Source organism: Terrabacter sp. LjRoot27, from assembly GCF_964254175.1.
In the GTDB taxonomy this organism is placed as follows: domain Bacteria; phylum Actinomycetota; class Actinomycetes; order Actinomycetales; family Dermatophilaceae; genus Terrabacter.
This window is the reverse complement of record NZ_CAXUSS020000001.1, coordinates 4,001,783-4,021,165: the sequence shown is the minus strand read 5'-3', so window position 1 is coordinate 4,021,165 and position 19,383 is coordinate 4,001,783. Positions and strand designations below refer to the sequence as shown.

Annotated in this window: 17 protein-coding genes; 9 read left to right on the top strand and 8 right to left on the bottom strand. The window is 70.6% G+C overall.

Annotation, left to right across the window (positions count from 1 at the left end; genetic code table 11):
* The first annotated feature begins 1 nt into the window (after nucleotide 1).
* Nucleotides 2–874 (top strand): alpha/beta fold hydrolase, encoded by an 873-nt coding sequence (locus tag ACSQ2D_RS18520; RefSeq protein WP_435987383.1) that lies wholly within the window; start codon nucleotides 2–4, stop codon nucleotides 872–874.
* Between the two features lies 1 nt (nucleotide 875).
* On the opposite strand, the gene ACSQ2D_RS18515 is transcribed toward ACSQ2D_RS18520, so the two are convergent.
* Both ACSQ2D_RS18515 and ACSQ2D_RS18510 read right to left on the bottom strand, forming a co-directional pair.
* Nucleotides 876–1,733 (bottom strand): hypothetical protein, encoded by an 858-nt coding sequence (locus ACSQ2D_RS18515; protein WP_435987382.1) that lies wholly within the window; start codon nucleotides 1,731–1,733, stop codon nucleotides 876–878.
* A gap of 142 nt (nucleotides 1,734–1,875) precedes the next feature.
* Nucleotides 1,876–2,319, bottom strand: coding sequence for a MarR family winged helix-turn-helix transcriptional regulator (locus tag ACSQ2D_RS18510; RefSeq protein WP_435987381.1), 444 nt, complete (start codon nucleotides 2,317–2,319; stop codon nucleotides 1,876–1,878).
* A gap of 79 nt (nucleotides 2,320–2,398) precedes the next feature.
* On the opposite strand from ACSQ2D_RS18510, the gene ACSQ2D_RS18505 reads away from it, so the two are divergent.
* The 8 genes from ACSQ2D_RS18505 (at nucleotide 2,399) to ACSQ2D_RS18470 (ending at nucleotide 12,078) form a co-directional block, all read left to right on the top strand.
* On the top strand, nucleotides 2,399–3,025 hold the full coding sequence (locus tag ACSQ2D_RS18505; protein WP_435987380.1) for a mycothiol-dependent nitroreductase Rv2466c family protein: 627 nt from the start codon (nucleotides 2,399–2,401) through the stop codon (nucleotides 3,023–3,025).
* A 60-nt stretch (nucleotides 3,026–3,085) separates the two neighbouring features.
* The gene (locus tag ACSQ2D_RS18500; RefSeq protein ID WP_435987379.1) at nucleotides 3,086–3,769 is read left to right on the top strand and encodes a maleylpyruvate isomerase family mycothiol-dependent enzyme; all 684 of its coding nucleotides are present in this window, start codon (nucleotides 3,086–3,088) and stop codon (nucleotides 3,767–3,769) included.
* Between the two features lie 105 nt (nucleotides 3,770–3,874).
* The gene (locus ACSQ2D_RS18495; RefSeq protein ID WP_435987378.1) at nucleotides 3,875–5,515 is read left to right on the top strand and encodes an AMP-binding protein; all 1,641 of its coding nucleotides are present in this window, start codon (nucleotides 3,875–3,877) and stop codon (nucleotides 5,513–5,515) included.
* 269 nt (nucleotides 5,516–5,784) lie between these two features.
* Nucleotides 5,785–7,821 carry a sunset domain-containing protein gene (locus tag ACSQ2D_RS18490; protein WP_435987377.1) on the top strand — a complete coding sequence of 679 codons (2,037 nt, stop codon included), beginning with the start codon at nucleotides 5,785–5,787 and terminating at the stop codon, nucleotides 7,819–7,821.
* Between the two features lie 191 nt (nucleotides 7,822–8,012).
* Nucleotides 8,013–9,773 carry an arginine--tRNA ligase gene (gene argS / locus ACSQ2D_RS18485; protein WP_435987376.1) on the top strand — a complete coding sequence of 587 codons (1,761 nt, stop codon included), beginning with the start codon at nucleotides 8,013–8,015 and terminating at the stop codon, nucleotides 9,771–9,773.
* Nucleotides 9,774–9,913: 140 nt separating this feature from the next.
* Nucleotides 9,914–10,756 carry a DUF4328 domain-containing protein gene (locus ACSQ2D_RS18480; RefSeq protein WP_435987375.1) on the top strand — a complete coding sequence of 281 codons (843 nt, stop codon included), beginning with the start codon at nucleotides 9,914–9,916 and terminating at the stop codon, nucleotides 10,754–10,756.
* 117 nt (nucleotides 10,757–10,873) lie between these two features.
* Nucleotides 10,874–11,584, top strand: a complete 711-nt coding sequence (locus ACSQ2D_RS18475; protein ID WP_435987374.1) for a flavodoxin family protein — start codon at nucleotides 10,874–10,876, stop codon at nucleotides 11,582–11,584.
* Between the two features lie 110 nt (nucleotides 11,585–11,694).
* Nucleotides 11,695–12,078: an SHOCT domain-containing protein gene (locus ACSQ2D_RS18470; RefSeq protein ID WP_435987373.1), complete on the top strand. Its 384-nt coding sequence runs from the start codon at nucleotides 11,695–11,697 to the stop codon at nucleotides 12,076–12,078.
* A 123-nt stretch (nucleotides 12,079–12,201) separates the two neighbouring features.
* Here the strand turns inward: ACSQ2D_RS18470 and xylB are convergent, their stop codons facing one another.
* The 6 genes from xylB to ACSQ2D_RS18440 form a co-directional block, all read right to left on the bottom strand.
* Nucleotides 12,202–13,647, bottom strand: a complete 1,446-nt coding sequence (gene xylB / locus ACSQ2D_RS18465) for a xylulokinase (protein ID WP_435987372.1) — start codon at nucleotides 13,645–13,647, stop codon at nucleotides 12,202–12,204.
* On the bottom strand, nucleotides 13,620–15,146 hold the full coding sequence (locus ACSQ2D_RS18460; protein ID WP_435987371.1) for a mannitol dehydrogenase family protein: 1,527 nt from the start codon (nucleotides 15,144–15,146) through the stop codon (nucleotides 13,620–13,622). Before ACSQ2D_RS18460 ends, xylB begins: the two co-directional genes overlap by 28 nt.
* Before the next feature lie 116 nt (nucleotides 15,147–15,262).
* The gene (locus ACSQ2D_RS18455) at nucleotides 15,263–16,069 is read right to left on the bottom strand and encodes an SDR family oxidoreductase (RefSeq protein ID WP_435987370.1); all 807 of its coding nucleotides are present in this window, start codon (nucleotides 16,067–16,069) and stop codon (nucleotides 15,263–15,265) included.
* A complete protein-coding gene (locus tag ACSQ2D_RS18450) occupies nucleotides 16,066–16,908 on the bottom strand; it encodes a carbohydrate ABC transporter permease (protein WP_435987369.1) in 843 nt (280 codons plus the stop codon). The genes ACSQ2D_RS18455 and ACSQ2D_RS18450 overlap by 4 nt, the downstream gene beginning before the upstream one ends.
* A complete protein-coding gene (locus tag ACSQ2D_RS18445; RefSeq protein WP_435987368.1) occupies nucleotides 16,905–17,852 on the bottom strand; it encodes a carbohydrate ABC transporter permease in 948 nt (315 codons plus the stop codon). Before ACSQ2D_RS18445 ends, ACSQ2D_RS18450 begins: the two co-directional genes overlap by 4 nt.
* Nucleotides 17,853–17,952: 100 nt before the next feature.
* Nucleotides 17,953–19,317, bottom strand: coding sequence for an ABC transporter substrate-binding protein (locus ACSQ2D_RS18440; protein WP_435987367.1), 1,365 nt, complete (start codon nucleotides 19,315–19,317; stop codon nucleotides 17,953–17,955).
* Between the last annotated feature and the right edge of the window lie 66 nt (nucleotides 19,318–19,383).

Genomic DNA, 19,383 nt, shown 5'->3' with positions numbered 1-19,383 from the left:
CGTGGTGACCACACCGGGGCTGGCCGAGCGATGGACGTCGAACGACGGCGTCAAGGTCTTCTATCGCGAGTCGTCGGGACCGCCGGACGCGGCACCGATGATGCACCTGCACGGCTTCGGGCTCTCGGGCCGCTACCTGCTCCCGACGGCCGAGCTGCTCGCCGGCGAGTTCCGGACGCTCGTGCCCGACCTCCCCGGCTTCGGGCGCAGCGGACGGCCCCGTCAGCCGCTCGACGTGCCCGAGCTCGCCGAGGCGGCAGCGGCGTTCCTCGACGACCGCGGCATCGAGAAGGTGACGCTCGTCGGCAACTCGATGGGCTGTGCCGTCATCTGCGAGTTCGCCCACCTCTACCCCGAACGCCTCGAGCGGGCCGTGCTCGTCGCACCCGCGGGGGGTCTCCACAACCAGCCGCTGCGCCGGGCGCTGCAACAGCTCGCGCGGGACGGCATACGCGAGCCGTTGGGGCTCATGCAGGTGGCGGTGCCGGACTACCTGAGGTTCGGGGTGCCGAGCACGCTGCGCATGTTCCGCGCCCTGACCCGCTACCCGGCCCTCGACCGCCTGCTGGAGCTGCACATCCCGACCCTCGTCGTGCTCGGCAGCGCCGACCCGCTCATGCCCGCGCCGCCGCGGGTCAAGGAGGTGGCCGGGCAGATCGACAACTCGGTCCTGCTCGTCGTCATCCACGGGGCCGCCCACGCCATCAACTTCAGCCACCCGGGTGAGCTGGCCAACGTCATCCGGCAGTTCATGTCCGACCAGCCGATCGTCGACGACCCCGACTCACCGGGCCAGGCCCGCGTCTACGAGATCCACCGCGGTGTCCACCTGCCCGGCCCGAGGGACGGGCAGGTGGACGACGGCTCGGCGTGACTCAGGCGCGCGGCCTGCGGAGGCGGAACGCGTCCGCGTCGGTCGCCTGGACCTGCTGACCGGTGGAGGCGTCGTTGGCCGTCGCCGTCGTGCTCACCGTGACGCTGCCGGCCTGGAACTGCTCGGCGCCGAGGTAGATGGCGAAGTCCCACGTGTAGGTCCGCCCCACCCAGCAGTCGACGTAGACCGAGCCGGAGCCGGCGACGGTCGTCTTGCGGACGGTCTGCGAGACGATCCCGCTGACGACGGTCGGTGCGTCGGAGGAGCACGTCAGCGTGCCGGTGACGATGACACCGCCCTCCTGGGTGAGCGTGGCGCCGGTGTTGGCGAGGGTGAGCTGCAGCGGCGGCGCCGCGGGGGCCAGACCGACGTCGATCTGGCCGCGGGCCGCCGGCGTCTGGTCGTCGCAGTGCTGCTCGAAGGTGGCCGCGAACCGCGTCACCGCGCCGGAGGTGTCGGTGGTGATGGTCTGGACCGTGAACGTCGACGACGAGGTGTTGCAGCCGCGTCCCTCACCGCTGTAGTCGAACCCGGCGACCCCGACGTCGTTGAACGGGTAGCGGGTGGCCGTGTACGTCGTGCCGGACGTCAGCGACTGGCCCGTCGGTGCGGCGGCGTCGATGGTCCAGTCGTCGCCGTTGGCTCCGACGATGGAGATGGCGACGCGCTGGGCGTCTCCGGAGAGCGAGATGCGGTCGCCCGGGGTGGCGTACGCGTACGACAGTCCCTGGGTGATGTAGTCGCCGGCGTCCCCCTGGATGCTGACGGTGCCCGCGGCCGGAGCGGCGTGGGCCGGGGCGGCCAGCGTGACCGCCGCGACGAGCGCGAGACTGAGTGCGGATGTGAGTGTGCGCAGCAAGAGGTGCTCCCCTGCTCGGTGCCCGTTCGGGCGGTTCCGTCCGACCCCTGCTTGATCGGTGGTGGGAAACGTACGCCTGTCCGGGGTCGCGGTGGGGGTTGCGGGCTCGCCTGTTCGACGCTGCCACGACGTCGAGGTCCGCTCAGTCGTCGTCGCGGTACGGGTCGGTGATCTCGCGCAGGAGGACCAGTGCCTCGCGGAGCTCGCGCATGCGCCGCGGCCCCAGGTGTGCCTCCCACTCGCGCTCGATCTGCGCCTCCTCGGCGCGGGCGATCGGCAGGAGGGTCGCGGCCTTGTCGGTGAGCCGGACGAGGCGGGCCCGTCCGTCGGTGGGGTCCGGCACGCGCTCGACGTAGCCGGCTGCCTCGAGCCGGTCGACGAGGGCCGTCGCCGTCTGCTTCGTCACCTGGGCCTGCTCGGCGAGGTCGGTCAGTCGAGTGCCATGGGGTCCGATGCGCGCGGCGACGCGGGCCTGGGCGAGCGTGATGTCGTCGACACCGGCCCGGCGCATCGCGGCCACGACCCGCGTCTCGACATCGCGGGACGCGATGAACATGAGCAGGCCGACGAACGGTTCGGATGTCATGACACCTCTTGAACTAGTCAGTAGAGCGAACTATATTGGTCAGACTATCGAACTAGATCGTAGCGAGAGGAGTGGGCCGATGAGCGCTCGACCTGCCGTCGTCGGCTTCTGGTTCGACCCGGTCTGCCCGTACTCGTGGACCGCGTCGCGCTGGCTCGAGGAGGTCCGGGCCCGCGTGCCCCTGGAGATCCACCACCACGTCATGAGCCTCTACCTGCTCAACGAGCACCGCACCGACGTCGCACCCGACTACCGGCGGAGCGTGGAGGCGTCCCGAGGCCCGTCACGCGTGGCCGCCGCGCTGGTGGACCGGCGCGGCGAGGAGGCCCTCGGCGCCTTCTACGCCGCGTTCGGCTCCCTCGTCTTCGACGTCTGGCGCCGACCGACGAGCGAGGAGTACCACGTGGCGGTGCGTGCGGCGCTCGCCTCGCTCGATCTGCCCGCCGACCTCGAGGACGCGATGGAGTCCGACGAGCACGACGACAGCATGCGCGCCAGCCACGAGGCAGGCCTCGCCCCGGTCGGAGGCGAGGTCGGCACGCCGACGGTCCACATCGACGGCACGGCCTTCTACGGCCCGGTGCTCAACGCGATACCGCGCGGCGACGACGCCGTGCGCGTGTTCGAGGGGGCGCGGCTGCTCGCCGGCTACCCCGAGTTCTTCGAGCTGAAGCGGACGCGGCTGCGGCCGCCCGTCTTCACCTGACCCGGGCGACCACGCAGAGCCGCGCCGGCGCGCGAGGATGACAGACAGAAGGGGATGGACATGGGACCTGCCGTCGCGACACCGGACCTCGACACGATCTGGGCCGCCATCGACGACCAGCGCCTGCGCACCGTCGCGATGCTCGAGGGGCTCACGGCCGAGCAGTGGGAGCACCCGTCGCTCTGCGAGGGCTGGACGGTGCGGCACGTCGCGGCGCACCTGACGCTCCAGCGACAGCACGGCCCGGACATCGTCCGGCTCCTCGTCGAGCACCCGCGCCTGCTGCGCAACGTCGGCCTCAACCGGATGATCCACGACTCGGCCGTGCTCCGGGCCGAGCTCCCGACCGACGAGATCATCGCTCGCATCCGGTCCGGTGTCGGGTCGCGCCGGCACAACTCGTTCGTGACTCCCCGCGAGACCCTGACCGACAGCCTCGTGCACGCCCAGGACATGGCCATCCCGCTCGGCATCGACCTCGAGATGCGGACGCGTGGCGCGCTCATCGCCCTCGAGCGCACGTGGGCGATCCGACGCACCTGGCTCGGCACGGTCAACCGACAGCTGCCGATCGACGGCTACCGGCTCGTGGCCACGGACGCGGACTGGACGGTCGGCAGCGGTCCTCAGGTCACCGGCCCCGTCGCGGCGCTCCTGCTGCTCGTCACCGGTCGGCCGGTCGCCCTCGCGCGGCTCGAGGGGGACGGGGCCGCCCAGCTGAAGATGCAGACACGGCTCGCCTGACGGCATACCCACGGGGTGGCGACCGACACGGCGGACATCCCTTGCGCCTGCGGGGCCGCGACGGTTGGGTGTGAGTGACCCACCATGGCTGCACGGAGGCACCGGATGACCGACGTTCTCGACCCGCTCGACACCACGCTGTCGCACACGAGGGGTGAGACCGACACCCCGCTGCTCGAGACGACGATCGGCGACAGCCTCGACGCCACGGTCGAGCGCTTCGGCGAGCGGGAGGCCCTCGTCGACGTCACGCAGGGGCGCCGATGGACGTATGCCGAGCTGCGGGCCGACGTGGACCGGCTGGCCCGAGCGCTGCTCGCCGTGGGTGTCGGGACGGGCGACCGCGTCGGCATCTGGGCGCCGAACTGCTCCGAGTGGACGCTGGTGCAGTACGCGACGGCAAAGATCGGCGCCATCCTCGTCAACATCAACCCGGCCTACCGCGCCCACGAGCTGCAGTACGTCCTCGGCCAGGCAGGGATCTCGACGCTCGTCGCGGCGGAGTCCTTCAGGTCGAGCAACTACCGGCAGATGGTCGACGAGGTGCGCGGCGAGGTCGCGGGCCTCGAGCGGGTCGTCTACATCGGCACGTCGGACTGGGCCGAGCTCGTCGCCCGCGCCGACGAGGTGACCCCCGAGGAGCTCGCGCGAGTCCAGGCGGGTCTCTCCAACACCGACCCGATCAACATCCAGTACACCTCCGGCACAACGGGATTCCCCAAGGGCGCGACGCTCAGCCACCGCAACATCCTCAACAACGGCTACTTCGTCGGCGAGCTGTGCGACTACACCGAGGCCGATCGCGTCTGCATCCCGGTGCCCTTCTACCACTGCTTCGGCATGGTCATGGGCAACCTCGCGTGCACGACCCACGGCGCGTGCATGGTGATCCCGGCACCCGGCTTCGACCCCGCGCTGACCCTCCAGGCCACCCAGGACGAGAAGGTCACCTCCCTCTACGGCGTGCCGACGATGTTCATCGCCGAGTGGAACCTCCCGTCCTTCGCCGACTACGACCTGTCCACGGTGCGCACCGGCATCATGGCCGGATCCCCTTGTCCCGCAGAGCTGATGAAGAAGCTCATCGCGGCCGGCATCGAGGAGATGACCATCTGCTACGGCATGACGGAGACGTCACCGGTGTCGACGCAGAACCGCACGAACGACACGTTCGAGCAGAAGGTCGGCACCGTGGGCCGGGTCGGCCCGCACCTCGAGATCAAGATCGTCGACCCGGTGACGGGCGAGACGCTGCCTCGGGGGACGGCCGGCGAGTTCATGACGAAGGGCTACTCCGTGATGCTCGGCTACTGGGAGCAGCCCGACAAGACGGCCGAGGCCATCGAGGACGGCTGGATGCACACCGGCGACATCGGCGTCATGCACGACGACGGCTACGTCGAGATCACCGGCCGCATCAAGGACATGGTCATCCGCGGTGGCGAGAACGTCTACCCCCGCGAGATCGAGGAGTTCCTCTACACCCACCCCGACATCCTCGACGCGCAGGTCATCGGCGTCCCGGACGAGAAGTACGGCGAGGAGCTGTGCGCCTGGGTCCGGATGAAGGAGGGCGCCACCCCGCTGACCGCGGAGTCCCTGCGCGAGTTCTGCACCGGGCAGCTCGCCCACTACAAGATCCCGCGCTACGTCGAGATCGTCGACGAGTTCCCGATGACCGTGACGGGCAAGATCCGCAAGGTCGAGATGCGCGAGACCACGGCGAAGCGGCTCGGCCTCGGCTGACCCTCCCCGGCCCGGTCACGGGCTGGTCCGCGGAGCAACGGGATTCGCGCGCGCGTTGCGCGAGGCCGCACCGCGTGCACCGATGACGTATGCCGTCCGGCCGGCCGGACGGCATACGCGCGGTCAGTCGTGTGGGAACCGGGCGGTCGCGCCCACGGATCGGGGTACGTCCACGACGACGGCGGCGCGCTGGGCGCCACCGAGGTCCCTCAGCACAGTAGGTTTCGGGGGAAGTGGTCGTGAGGGCCCGAAATCCGTAAGGGGATGGCATGTCCGACACAGGCAAGACGATTCTGTGGATCGTGGTGGCGATCGTCGTCATTGCAGTGATCATCTGGTTGTTCGTCTCGGCAGGGCGGCGTCGTGAGGTCGAGGCGCGCCGCTTCGAGGCCGGCGAGCTGCGAGCCAAGGTCGAGGAGCGACTGCCCGAGGTGCAGGACACCGAGGACCGCGCCTCCGTGACCGCGGCGATGGCCGCCGACGCGCGCGCCGAGGCCGAGCGCAAGGCCGCCGAGGCCGAGCAGAAGGCGGCCGAGGCGAGGCGCCTCGAGGAGCAGGCCGAGGCGCACCGCGCCTCCGCCGAGTCCGCCCGCGTCGAGCACGCGGGACTCGAGCGTGAGGCCGACCGCGTCGACCCCGACGTCCCCACCGACGACGAGGGCTACCGCGTCGACGACGCCGGCAACCGCCTTCCGGGTCAGGAGCCGCCGCGTGGTGCCGGCGCTGCCGGTGCGGCTGGTGCGGCAGGTGCTGCCGGTGCTGCAGCGGTCGGGGCCGCGGCGTTCACGCACGACGACGACGAGGACGACCTCGCCGACGCCGAGAACCCCTTCGCTCCGTCGGACGCCGCGGTGACCGACGAGCAGGACGAGCCGAGCATGGCGTCCGAGCCGATCGAGTCGGCCGCGGTCGCACCCGTGGACGACGAGACCGCTGACACCCGGGACGCGGACGAGCCCGCCTGGGCTCCCTCCGAGGACGTCTCGTCCGAGAGGAGCACCGACCTCGCGAGCGACGCGGACCTCGCCGACGAGCGGGTGGGGGACGAGTCCTCCTACGCCTCGGATGAGCCCGAGGTCACGGGCCGCCCCGACGACGGCGACGGGGCCGACGGCACCGCTCCCGCCTCGACGAGCTGGGCACCGACCGAGACCGACGCTGCCGATGCGGGTGCCGATGCAGGTGCCGATGCAGGTGCCGACGAGAACGAGCCCGACGACCACGCGCAAGCGACGCACGACGGCACGGACGACCCGGGAACGTCTGCACTCGGCGGTGCTGCCGTCGGCGCCGCCGCCGTGGGGGCGGCCGCAGCGAGCCACGACGACCATGACGACGACCGTGACGACGACCGTGACGACGACGTCGACGGATCGGGCACCGTCACGGAGGTCGCCACCACCGACGACGCCGTCTCCGGCACGGCACCCGTCGCGGCCGACGACGCGTCGGACGCGTCGGACGCGTCCTCGGAGGGCGCAGCGGGTACTGGGACTGCGACGGAGCAGTCCTCAGACGAAAGGTCCACGACCGTGAGCGACACGCAGTCCGGCGCCACCGACGCAACCGGCCCCACCGACGCCACGGACGCCACCGACGCCACGGACGAGGACTTCACGCCTCCCGTGGCCGATGCCGAGGAGCCGCACGAGGTCGTGATCCCGGCCCTGGACGAGCGCGACGACGTCGTGACCGACGGTGGCACCCCGACCGACGACCCCGGCGACCACCGCGGCCAGCCGTGGGCGACGACCCCGGGCGAGCGCGGTCTCGACGAGGGCACCGACGACGACGCCGCGGACGACGGGCTCGACGTGGACATGGCGCCGCACTCGCACGAGAGCGACGAGGACGACGAGCTCGCCGAGCCCGCGAACACCGGGACGCCCAGCGACTCGACCGACGACTCCACCGACGACTCCACCGTCGGCTCCACCGACGAGCCCGCCGGCGGTACGGGCTCCACCGACGTCCACGAGCCGGCGCAGGAGCCGGCCGAGGCGTCGGACGAGGCGTCGGACGAGGCGTCGGACGAGGCGACGAGCGAGCAGCCGGCGGAGGGCGACTCCGCTCCCGGCCGCCGTGTCTCCGGGTTCGACGAGGTCGTGGACGGCGGCTTCGGCCTCGGCTCGGCCGCCCCGCTCGCGGACGGCGCCCAGCCGCTCGGCCACGCCGTCAAGGGCACCCGCGAGGGCACGACCTTCGTCGGACCCGACGACGCCGGCTACGACGACGTCGAGCCCGACGTGTGGTTCTACAGCGAGGACGCGGCCCGTCGAGCGGGCTTCCGTCGTCAGGGCGAGTGACCTCTCCCTGACGCCCCGCCGGGTCGGTGGCCACGTGCACCACGGTGTGCACGTGGCCACGTCCGCGTCCGGGCCGGTCCCCGCCACGGGACCGCGCCCGCGTGCGGTCCGGGCGACACGGCATCCGCCCTCGGTGGGCCCGGCCGAAACGGTGGCGCGGGCACCCGGTCGGCGCAAATAGACTTGCCGGCATGGTTTCCCCGCTCGTCGCGCTCACGCCCAAGGTCCAGTCCGCGATCGCCGCCGCCCTCGGTGACGACTTCCGCGAGGCCGACCCGGTGCTGCGTCCGTCGCAGTTCGCCGACGTGCAGGTCAACGCCGCGCTCGCGCTCGCCAAGAAGGTCGGGATGCCGCCGCGCGAGGTCGCGGCCAAGATCGTCGACGCCCTCGACCTCGACGGCGTGTGCGACTCCGTCGAGGTGAGCGGCCCCGGCTTCATCAACCTCACCTTCTCGAGCTCGTGGATCGCCGGCCTGCTGCAGGACGTCGAGGCCGACGAGCGGAGCGGTGTCGCGCTCCAGGCGACGCAGAACATCCCGATCGACTACTCCGCGCCCAACGTCGCCAAGGAGATGCACGTCGGGCACCTGCGCACGACCGTCGTCGGCGACTCGCTGGCCCGCACGCTCGAGCACCTCGGCCACCACGTCATCCGCCAGAACCACATCGGTGACTGGGGCACGCCCTTCGGCATGCTCATCGAGCACCTCCTCGACGTCGGTCGTGACTCCGAGGAGGCCGACCTGCTCGTCACCGACCCCAACGCCTTCTACCAGGCGGCCCGGGTCAAGTTCGACCGTGCCGACAAGGCGGAGCCGGCCGGCAGCGAGGGCGACTTCAACGTGCGGGCCCGCACCCGGGTCGTCAAGCTCCAGGCGGGCGACCCCGAGACGCTCGCCCTGTGGCGCGAGCTCGTCGACCTGTCGAAGATCTACTTCAACAAGATCTACTCGACGCTCGGCATCACCCTGACCGACGACGACCTCGCCGGCGAGTCCACCTACAACGAGGTGCTCGCCGACCTGTGCGCCGAGCTCGAGGCCAAGGGCATCGCGACGGTCTCCGACGGCGCCCTGTGCGTCTTCCTCGACGGCTACACCGGTCGCGAGGGCAAGCCGGTGCCGCTCATCATCCGCAAGAGCGACGGCGGCTACAACTACGGCACGACCGACCTCGCGACGATCAAGCACCGCGTCGAGGACCTCAAGGCGCACCGGGTGCTCTACGTCATCGGCGCACCGCAGGCCCTGCACCTCAACATGGTGTGGGACACCGCGCGCAAGGCCGGCTGGCTGCCCGACGACGTCGTGCCCGTGCACGTCCAGATCGGCAACGTGCTGGGTGACGACCGCAAGATCCTCAAGACCCGCTCCGGCAAGCCGCTGCGGCTCATGGCCCTGCTCGACGAGGCCGTCGAGAAGGCCCGCACCGTCATCGACGGCACGCGCCCCGACCTCGACGAGACCGTGCGCGCCACGATCGCCCGCCAGATCGGCATCGGCGCCGTGAAGTACGCCGACCTGTCCGTCGCACACGACAGCGAGTACGTCTTCGACCTCGACCGCATGGTCGCGCTCACCGGCAACACCGGGCCGTACCTCCAGTACGTCGTCGCCCGCATCCGGTCGATCTTCCGCCAGATCGGGCTCGACCCCGCAGCGCAGCACGCCCCGATCCTGCTCGGCGAGCCGCACGAGCGCGCCCTCGCCATGCACCTGCTCGGCTTCGGTGACGTCGTCGCCGAGGTCGGAGACACCTACGAGCCGCACCGGCTCGCCGGCTACCTCTTCGAGCTGGCCCAGGCGTTCTCGGCGTTCTACGAGAACTGCCCCGTGCTCAAGGCCGAGCTCGACGAGGTCAGGGAGTCGCGACTGACGCTGTGCGCCCTCGTCTTCCGGGTCATGACGACCGGTCTCGACCTGCTCGGCCTGGAGTCCCCCGAGCAGATGTGACCGCACGGGCGGCCCGGTGCGGGCCCGGTGCCTGCCGGTGCCGGCCCGCCTCGCGGCGGGTCGCGCTCCGTGCGACCCGGTCACCACGCCTGCTGCTGTAGGTTTCGGGCGCTCGACGTCATCGACAGGGGAGAAGACTCATGACCCAGCCCGCCGCACCTCACGAACCCACGGCCGCGCCCGAGGCCGCCACCGTCCCGCCGGCACCCGCCGGTCCGCCCGTTCCCGTCGCCCCGCCCGCCGCCACCGCTCAGCTGCCCGCGCCGACCGGCCAGCCCGTCGCGACGGGGCAGCCGGGCGTCAGCCAGCCGGGCGTCACGGCGAACTTCAAGAACATCAACGTCCGCCCGTGGCGGCAGTCCACGGCCGTCGTCGCGATCATCGCGCAGGCGCTCTTCGTCCTCGCGGCTCTCGCCAACCTCTACCTCACCTCGCTCGACGTCAAGGTCAAGGGCCTGCTCAGCGACCGCGACTTCGCCGCGATGGAGCGAGAGGCCGAAGGAGCACAGAGCCTCTACTGGCTCATCCTCGGGGTCGGTGCGCTGGCAGCGGTCTTCCTCCTCGTCTGGTTCCACCGCGTGTGGACCTCCGACCGCTCGGACCACAGCCTCTACACCCGTGGCACCGGGCTCGCGATCGGTGGCTGGTTCATCCCGATCGCCAACATCGTCCTCGGACCGCTGGCCCTGCGGGACCTGATGTGGGGCACCGAGCACGCCAGCCCCACGGCGAAGCCCGGTCGTCCGAACGGGACGCCGCGGCTCGTCATCGCGTTGTGGGTCCTCATCTTCCTCAACGTCCTGCTCGTCATGGCGGGGCGCTCCGCCGACACCAAGGTCAAGCAGGCCGACTCGCTGTCCGAGTTGATGGACGCGGTCCAGTCGAGCCTGACCTTCGAAGCGGTCGGCGGCCTCGCCGGCGCCGCCGGAGCCGTCATCGGGATCCTCTACATCCGTCGGGTGATGGCCTACACGCGCCGCTGACCGGTCCCACGCCGCGGCCACGGCAGGCCGACGAGGTGCTGACGTCCGTCGGACGTCAGCACCTCGTCACATCCAGAGCATTGCGGCGGCGAGCCGCGACGGAGGACAGTCGGCTCCATGACCGACTGGGACTTCACCGGCCTCAAGGCCACCTACGTCAACTGCACGCTGAAGAAGAGCCCCGAGACGAGCCACACGCAGGGCCTCGTCGACGCGAGCGCCGCCATCATGCGCGACCACGGGGTGACCGTCGACGAGATCCGCCTCGTCGACCACGACGTCGCCACGGGCGTCTACCCCGACATGCGCGAGCACGGCTGGGAGACCGACGCCTGGCCCGACCTCTACCCCGGCATCCTCGAGAGCCAGATCCTCGTCGTCGCCGGCCCGATCTGGCTCGGCGACAACTCGAGCGTCACGAAACGCCTCATCGAGCGCATCTACTCGCTGAGCGGGATGCTCAACGACCAGGGGCAGTACCTCTTCTACGGCAGGGTCGCCGGCTGCCTCATCACCGGCAACGAGGACGGCATCAAGCACTGCGCGCAGAACGTCCTCTACAGCCTCCAGCACGTCGGCTACACGATCCCGCCCAACGCCGACGCCGGCTGGATCGGCGAGGCCGGGCCGGGGCCGAGCTACCTCGACGCCGGCAGCGGCGGCCCCGAGAACGACTTCACCAACCGCAACACGACCTTCATGACGTGGAACCTCATGCACCTCGGGAGGATGCTCCACGACGCTGGGGGAGTGCCGGCATACGGCAACCTCCGGTCCGCCTGGAACGCGGGCGAGCACTTCGGCTGGCACAACCCGGAGTACCGCTGAGCGACCCCGCGCCGCGCAGTCACCCCGTGTGGATGATGCCGACGGCGCCGGCGGCTCACGACCATGGGAGTGAGCACCGGTTGGGTGCTGCCCTCCGAGAAGGTCGCCCCATGTCGTTCTGGGACATCGTCTGGTTCATCATCATCTTCTTCGCGTTCGCGTCCTACCTCATGGTGCTCTTCTCGATCGTGGCCGACCTGTTCCGCGACCCCGAGGTCTCCGGTGGGATGAAGGCGCTGTGGGTCGTGTGCCTCGTCTTCTTCACCTTCATCACGGCGATCGTCTACCTCATCGTCCGCGGTCGCGGCATGAACGAGCGCTCGGCGCAGAAGTACGCCGAGGCCCGTCAGGCGCAGGAGGAGTACGTCCGCTCGGTCGCGGGCGCCTCGAGCACCTCGGCGCCGGAGCAGATCGCCAAGGCGAAGGAGCTGCTCGACTCGGGCGCCATCACCGCCGACGAGTTCACCGCCCTCAAGGCGAAGGCCCTCGCCTGAGCGCCGGCCTCGCCGTCCCACCACGGCACCACTCGTAGGCGCCCTCCTGGAGGCTCGGCCACACGCGCCGAACCTCCAGGAGGCATGAGGGTGTATGCCGCCCGCATCCCGAGGCGCGGCCGCTCAGACCCCGTGGGTGAGCGACACGAGCCCCCGGTAGCGCGCCACGACGTCCGAGTGCGCCTGCTCGTCACCCGGCCGGACGGCATACTCCGAGTCGATCGCGAGGGCCCACGTCGGTGGGTCCGCCTCTCCCGAAAGGGCCCACGCGGCCTGGCGTGCGGCGCCGACGCCGACGTACTCGGCCGGAGCGGGCACGACGACGGGGGCGCGGAAGAGGCCCGGTGCGATCTCGCGGACCGCGCGTGAGGCGGCTGCTCCGCCGATGAGCAGCACCCGGGCGACGTCGACGTCGTGGTCACGCAGGGCGTCGACGCCGGCCACGAGGTTGCACAGCATCCCCTCGACCGCGGCCCGGGCGAGGTTCTCGGGCGTCGCGTTCGTGCGGGTGAGGCCGCTCAGCGTGCCGGTGGCGTCGGGGAGGTCGGGGGTGCGCTCGCCGTCCAGGTAGGGCAGCAGGGTCAGACCGCCGGCGCCCGGGCTCGCCTGCAGCGCAAGCCGGTCGAGCTCCGTGAGGTCGACACCGAGCATCGAGGCGGCCGCCGACAGCACGCGGGCCGCGTTGAGTGTGCACATGAGCGGGAGGTGGTGGCCGGTCGCATCGGCGAAGCCGGCGATGGCGCCGGTCTCGTCGCGGATCGCTGAGCCGTGGGGTGTGAAGACCGTGCCGCTCGTGCCGAGCGAGACGACGACGTCACCCGGGTGGAGGGTCAGGCCGAGCGCGGCGCCCATGTTGTCACCCGTGCCGGCGGCGACGAGCAGGCCGTCGGCGGTGCGGCCGGCAGCCTGGGCCGGAGAGAGCACCTCGGGGACCTCGACCGCCCGTCCGAAGGCCCGCTCGAGCAGGTCGAGCCGGTAGTCGCCGTCGGCGGCCGACCAGTAGCCGGTGCCCGACGCGTCGCCGCGGTCAGTGCTCCAGCGCTCGAACCCCCTGCCCTGCTGGAGGATCCGGCCCGTGAGCCAGTCGTGGGGAAGGACCACCCGCGCGACGCGGGCGGCGAGGTCGGGCTCGTGCTCGGCGAGCCAGCGCAGCTTCGTCACGGTGAAGCTCGCGACCGGGACGAGGCCCACGGCGTCGACCCACGCAGCGACCCCGCCGAGCTCGTCCGTGAGGTCACGCGCGGCTCCCGCGCTGCGAGTGTCGTTCCACAGCAAGGCGTCCCGCACGACGGTGTCGTTCTCGTCGAGCGTGACCATGCCGTGCTGCTGGCCGCCGACCGCGACGGCGGCCACGCCGTCGAGGACGCCGTCGGCGCCGGCCTGTTCGTAGGCCTCCCACCAGCGGTCCGGGTGCACCTCGGTGCCGTCGGGGTGCGGGGCGCGCGCCGTGCGCACGACCTGGCCCGTCTCGGCGTCGCAGACGACGATCTTCGTCGACTGGGTCGAGCTGTCGACCCCCGCGACGAGGGTGCGTCCATCGGTCACGTCGTGCTGCTCCGCCCGGTCCATGACTGCAGGGTCTCCCGAGCGCCCTTGGTGTGCAAGGCCGAGAGTGCCCGCGTGAACACCACGGTGAACCTTTCGTCGTCGACGAGGTCGCCGAAGAGGTCTCGGTCGCGGAGGAAGGCGAGCGGGTCGGTGCCCTGCTGGGCGGCCGCGGCCATGACACGGTCCCTGACGCGGTCGACGACCTCGATCGGCTCACCCTGCTCGTCGACGCCCTCTGCGTAGCGCGCCCACGACGCGACGACCAGCGCCGAACGGTCGATCTCCCCACCCGTCTCGAGATTGCGCTTGATGACGGGCACGAGCCACTTCGGGATGCGGTCCGAGCTCTCGGCGCAGAGCCGCGCGAGGGTGTCGCGCACCTCCGGGTTGGCGAAGCGCGCGATGAGCTCGTGGCGGTAGGCGTCGAGGTCGACCCCCGGCACCTCCGGGAGGGTCGGGCTGCCCTCGTGCTCCATGTAGCCGAGCAGGAAGTCGACGAAGAGGGGGTCCTGGCAGACCTCGTGGGCGTAGCGGTAGCCGGCGAGGTAGCCGAGGTAGCAGAGCGCCTGGTGGCTCGCGTTGAGCAGGCGCAGCTTCATCAGCTCGTAGGGCACGACGTCCTCGACGAGCTGCACTCCGGCCTCCTCGAAGGGTGGCCGGCCCTGCGTGAAGTGGTCCTCGAGGACCCACTGGGTGAACGGCTCGCACACGACGGGCCACCCGTCCTCGACCCCGAACTCCTCGACGAGGCGGTCGATGTCGTCCGGCACCGTGACGGGCGTGATGCGGTCGACCATGCCGTTGGGGAAGGAGACGTGCTCGTCCATCCAGTCGGCGAGCGCGGGGTCCTTGAGGCGGGCGTATGCCGTCATCATCGTCCGCGCGACGTCACCGTTCCCGGGGAGGTTGTCGCACGACATGACGGTGAAGGGGGCCTCGCCGGCGTCCCGTCGGGCCGCGAGGCCCGCGACGACGTACCCGAAGACGGTGCGCGGGACCGCGCCGTCCTCGAGGTCGGCCCGGATCGACGGGTCGTCCGCGTCGAACGCACCCGTGACCTGGTTGACGAGGTAGCCGCCCTCGGTGATCGTCAGCGACACGATCCGCGTGCGCGGGTCGGCCAGCCGGTCGACGACGGACTGGGGGTCGTCCGGGGCGAACACCAGCTCCACGATGCTGCCGATGACGCGCGGCTCCCGATGGCCGTCGGGGTGCTTGACGACGAGGGTGTAGAGGCCGTCCTGCGCCGTCAGCGTGTCGATGATCCGGCGGTCGTGGGGGAGGGCCCCGACCCCGCAGATGCCCCAGTCGAGCGCGCCGCCGACGCCCTGCTCCATCAGCCGGTCGACGTACATCGCCTGGTGGGCGCGGTGGAATCCGCCGACGCCGAAGTGGACGATGCTCGCGGTGACGGCCGCCCGGTCGTAGGTGGGCCGGGCGACGGTGGCGGGGAGGGCCTCGAGCGTCGTGCTGGCGAGAGCCGTGGGCCGCGGGGGCGAGGGGGCGGGCGTGGTGGTCATGGTGGTCTGGTTCCTCTCGGAGGTGTCGGAGGTGTCGGAGGCGTCGGAGGCGTCGGCGGCGGGATGGCCGGCCACGGGGGCGGAGCCGGTCGTCCTCGACGCGCGGCTGACGGTCGTCAGTGCGTCTCGGACAGGCTCCACATCGTCCACAGCTCGGTCCGCATCCGTCGTGGCTGCCGCAGCGTGTAGGCGACGGCCTGGGCGATGTCCTCCGGTTCCATGAAGTCGCCCTCGGAGGGGTCGCGGTCGCCGAAGCGTCCGTCGGCGGCGGCGAAGGGGGTGTTGACGCCGGCTGGTGCGATGGTCGTCGTGCGGATCCCCTCGGAGCGCAGCTCACGGTCGAGGGCGTAGCCGAGGTTGATCTGGGCGGCCTTGGTCGCGGAGTAGACCGCCTCCTTGCCGCCCCCGATGAGGAGCCCCGCGACCGAGCCGATGATGACGAGGTCGCCACCGTCTCCCTGGGCGCGGAACTGCCGCACGGCGGCCCGGGCGAGCCACACGGTTCCCTTGACGTTGACGTCGACCATGAGCGCGACCTCGTCGGCCGAGTAGTCGAGGATCCCGCCGTAGAAGCCGACGGCGGCGTTGGCGACGACGGAGTCGACCCGGCCGAAGGCCTGCACGCCCGCGGCGACGAGCGCCTCGGCCGTGGCCTCGTCCCTGACGTCGCCGAGGCCGACGGCCAGGCGGTCCTCTCCCCACGCGTCGCGCAGCGAGGTGAGGGCGTCGGGCCGGAGGTCACCGGCGACGACGCGCCCACCCGCCTCGAGGACGAGCCTGGCGATCGCGCCACCGATGCCCCCACCGGCACCGGTGACGACGACGACCGTGTCCTCGAGGCTCCGTCCACGCTCGACGGTGCGCACCGTGGGCCCGGTGGCCGGGCCGGCGGCCGGGCCCGCTGTGGGAGCCGTGGCGGTCACTTGATGGCTCCCATCGACAGGCCGCGGACGAGCTGCTTCTGTGCGGCCCAGCCCGCGATGATGACGGGAAGGGCTGCGATGGTCGCCGCGGCGGACAGGACGGCGAGGAACTGGCCGCGACCGTCGACGAAGCTGCCGAGGAAGGGCGGCGTCGTCCGAGCGGCCGAGCTCGTCAGCAGCAGGGCGAGGAAGTACTCGTTCCAGGCGAAGATGAAGCTGATGAGCGCCGCGGCCGCCACCCCGGGGAGGACGAGCGGCAGGACGATTCGCACGATCTCGCGGAACATCCCGGCCCCGTCGACCCGGGCGGCCTCGATGATCTCGAAGGGCACCTCGAGGAAGAACGAGCGCATCATCCACACCGTCACGGGCAGGTTCATCGCGCCGTAGACGATGGCGAGCATGTAGATGTTGTCGAGCAGCCCGACGGTCTTGAAGATCATGAAGAGCGGCAGGACGATCGCGGCGAGCGGCATGAACCTGGTCGAGATGAAGAACGAGAGCGAGTTCTCGACGTTCTTGACCCGCCGGATCGACAGCGCGTACGCGGCGGGGATCGCGAGGACGACCGAGATGATCGTCGCGATGACCGCGGCGGTCAACGAGTTCTGGAGGTAGCCGGCCATCCCGCGGTCCATCGCGAGCTGGTAGCCCTCCGTGACGGGCTTGAAGATGAACGTCGGGTTGACGGACGACGCGAGCGACTCCGGCTTGAACCCGTTGAGGACCATCCAGAAGACCGGGAAGAAGAAGACGAGCACGAGGATCCACGTGACGAGCGTCGTGAGGGCCCCCCTCGCCGATCGCCTCGACCGCGTCGGGCTGTCTGTGCTGTTCATCGGCTTCCTCCTGCCATGAAGACCTTGAACACGCTCTTGAGCGCGATGGTCGCGACGATGATCGTGAGGACGACGGTCACGACGCCGTATGCCGCTGCCTGCCCGACGTCGAGCCCGATGAAGGCCCGCTCGTAGAGGAGGTAGGCGAGGGTCTTCGTGCCGCCGGTCCCCTTGGTGAGGATCGCGATCGGGTCGAAGACCTGGAGGATGATGACCGAGCCGAGGAGCACCCCGATCTCGATGTACATCCGCAGGTGGGGCAGCGTGATCCACGTGAAGGTGCGCCACGTGCCGGCCCCGTCGACCTGGGCGGCCTCGAGGATGCCCTTGTCCTGGCCCTGCAGCCCGGCCAGGAGGATGAGCATCATGAACGGCGTGAACTGCCACGTGAGCACGATGACGACCGTGGCCATCGGGTGCTCGGTGCTCCAGGCGACGACCGGCAGGTGCAGGGACCGGAAGACCCAGTTGAGCATCCCGATGTTCGTGTCGAACATCGAGTACTTCCAGATGAGCGAGGCGGCCGCCGGCATGATGAGGAACGGCGTGATCATCAGGGTCCGGGCCAGGGCGCGACCGCGGAACGGGCGGTCCAGCAGGACGGCGAACAGCAGGCCGAAGAGGACAGCGAGGGTGACCGAGAAGGCCGTGATGAGCACCGTGGCGCGGATCGAGGGCCACAGGTCGCCGGAGGTCAGGGCGCTCGTGTAGTTGTCGAAGCCGGCGAACGCACGGTCGTTGGGGTAGAGCAGGTTCCACTTCGTCAGCGAGAAGCCGATCGTCGTCAGGAACGGGATCTGCGTCAGCAGGACGAGGAAGATGACGGCCGGGAGCAGCAGTCCCCGGTTGCGCCAGAGCTCCGTCCGCTGCACGCGCCGCTTGTCGGTGGCGGTGGTGGCGCTGACGTCCTCGAGCTCGGTTGGTGGTGTGGTGGTCGTCGTCATGTCGGCACTCCCTCGTGCGGCTCGTGCGACTGGGTTGGAGGAGGTGTGGTGCCGGGCCCGGGGCGTGCCGGGCCCGGCACCACGAGTCAGTAGGCGGACGTCACTTCTTGTGCTTGTCGCCGGCTGCCTGGGCGATGGACTGGCACTTGCTGAGTGCGTCGTCGATCGTGCCGCGGTTGGCCAGGTAGTCCGCCACGAGCTGGGCGCACTGGTTGCCGACGTCCTGGAACTCGGGGATCGAGACGTACTGGATGCCGACCCAGCCCTGCGGGTTGACGCCCGGCTGCTTCGGGTTGACCGAGCTCATGACGTCGAGGGTGATCGGCGCATACGCCTTCGCGGCCTCCTTGTACTCCGGGATGTCGTACGTCGAGGTGCGCGAGCCCGGCGGGACGTTGGACCAGCCGATCTTCGTGCCGACGAGCTTGATGTAGTCCTTGCTCGTGGCCCACTTGACGAACTTGACCGCCGCGTCCTTCTGCTTCGTCGACGTCGGGATGGCGAGGTTCCAGCTCCAGAGCCAGCCGGACTCCTTCGTCTTGGTGACCGGCATGTGCGCGTAGCCCATCTTGCCCTTGACGGGCGAGTCGGACGCCTCGAGCATCGAGGCTGCGACGGAGGCGTCGGCCCACATCGCGGCCTTGCCCTCCTTGAGCGCCGTGAGGCACTCGTTGAAGCTGTAGGAGACGGGGTCCTTCTCACCGGACTCGTCGAGCATCGTCTTGTAGAAGGTGACGGCTTCCTTCCACTCCGGCGTGTTGACGGTGGCCTTCCAGCTGCTGTCGTACCAGTTGCCCCCGAAGGTCTGCACGACCGTGGTGAGCGGGGCGAAGAGGTCTCCCCAGCCGGGCTTGCCGCGCATGCAGATCCCCGCCATGTCAGCGGTGTTGACCTTCTTGGCCGCGTCGGCGACCTGCTGCCACGTGGGGTTCTGCGGGATCGTGACCCCGGCCTTGTCCATGACCTCCTTGTTGTACATGAGGATCGAGGACTCGCCGTAGAACGGGACGGCGAAGAGCTTGTTGTCGAAGGTGTTGACGTCGCGCACCGGGGGGAGCAGGTCGTTCACGTCGTACGACGCGTCCGACTGCAGCTCCGGGGTGAGGTCGACGAGCCACCCGTTGGCGCCCCACTGGGGCGTCTCGTAGGCGCCGATGGTGACGATGTCGTACTGGCCGGCGCCGCTCGCGACGTCTGCCGTCACGGCGGCGCGGAGGTCGCCCTCCTCCATGACCTGGAAGTTGACCGTGACGCCGGGGTTCGCCTTCTCGTACTCGGTCTTGAGCTTCTCCATGTCCTTCATCTGGCCGTTGTTCACGGTGGCCACCTTGAGGGTGACGGCGCCTCCGGCGGCGCCCGTGGACCCGTTGCCGGACTGCACGGCCCCGGACGAACAGGCAGCCACCGTCATGGCGACCGCCACCGCGCCCGTCCCCAGCGCGAGCATGCGCTTGTTCGCAAGCATTCCTAACTCCTTTGGTAGGCATTCCTCGTTCCGTCGGCCCGGACCCACCGGACCTTGCGGCGATCT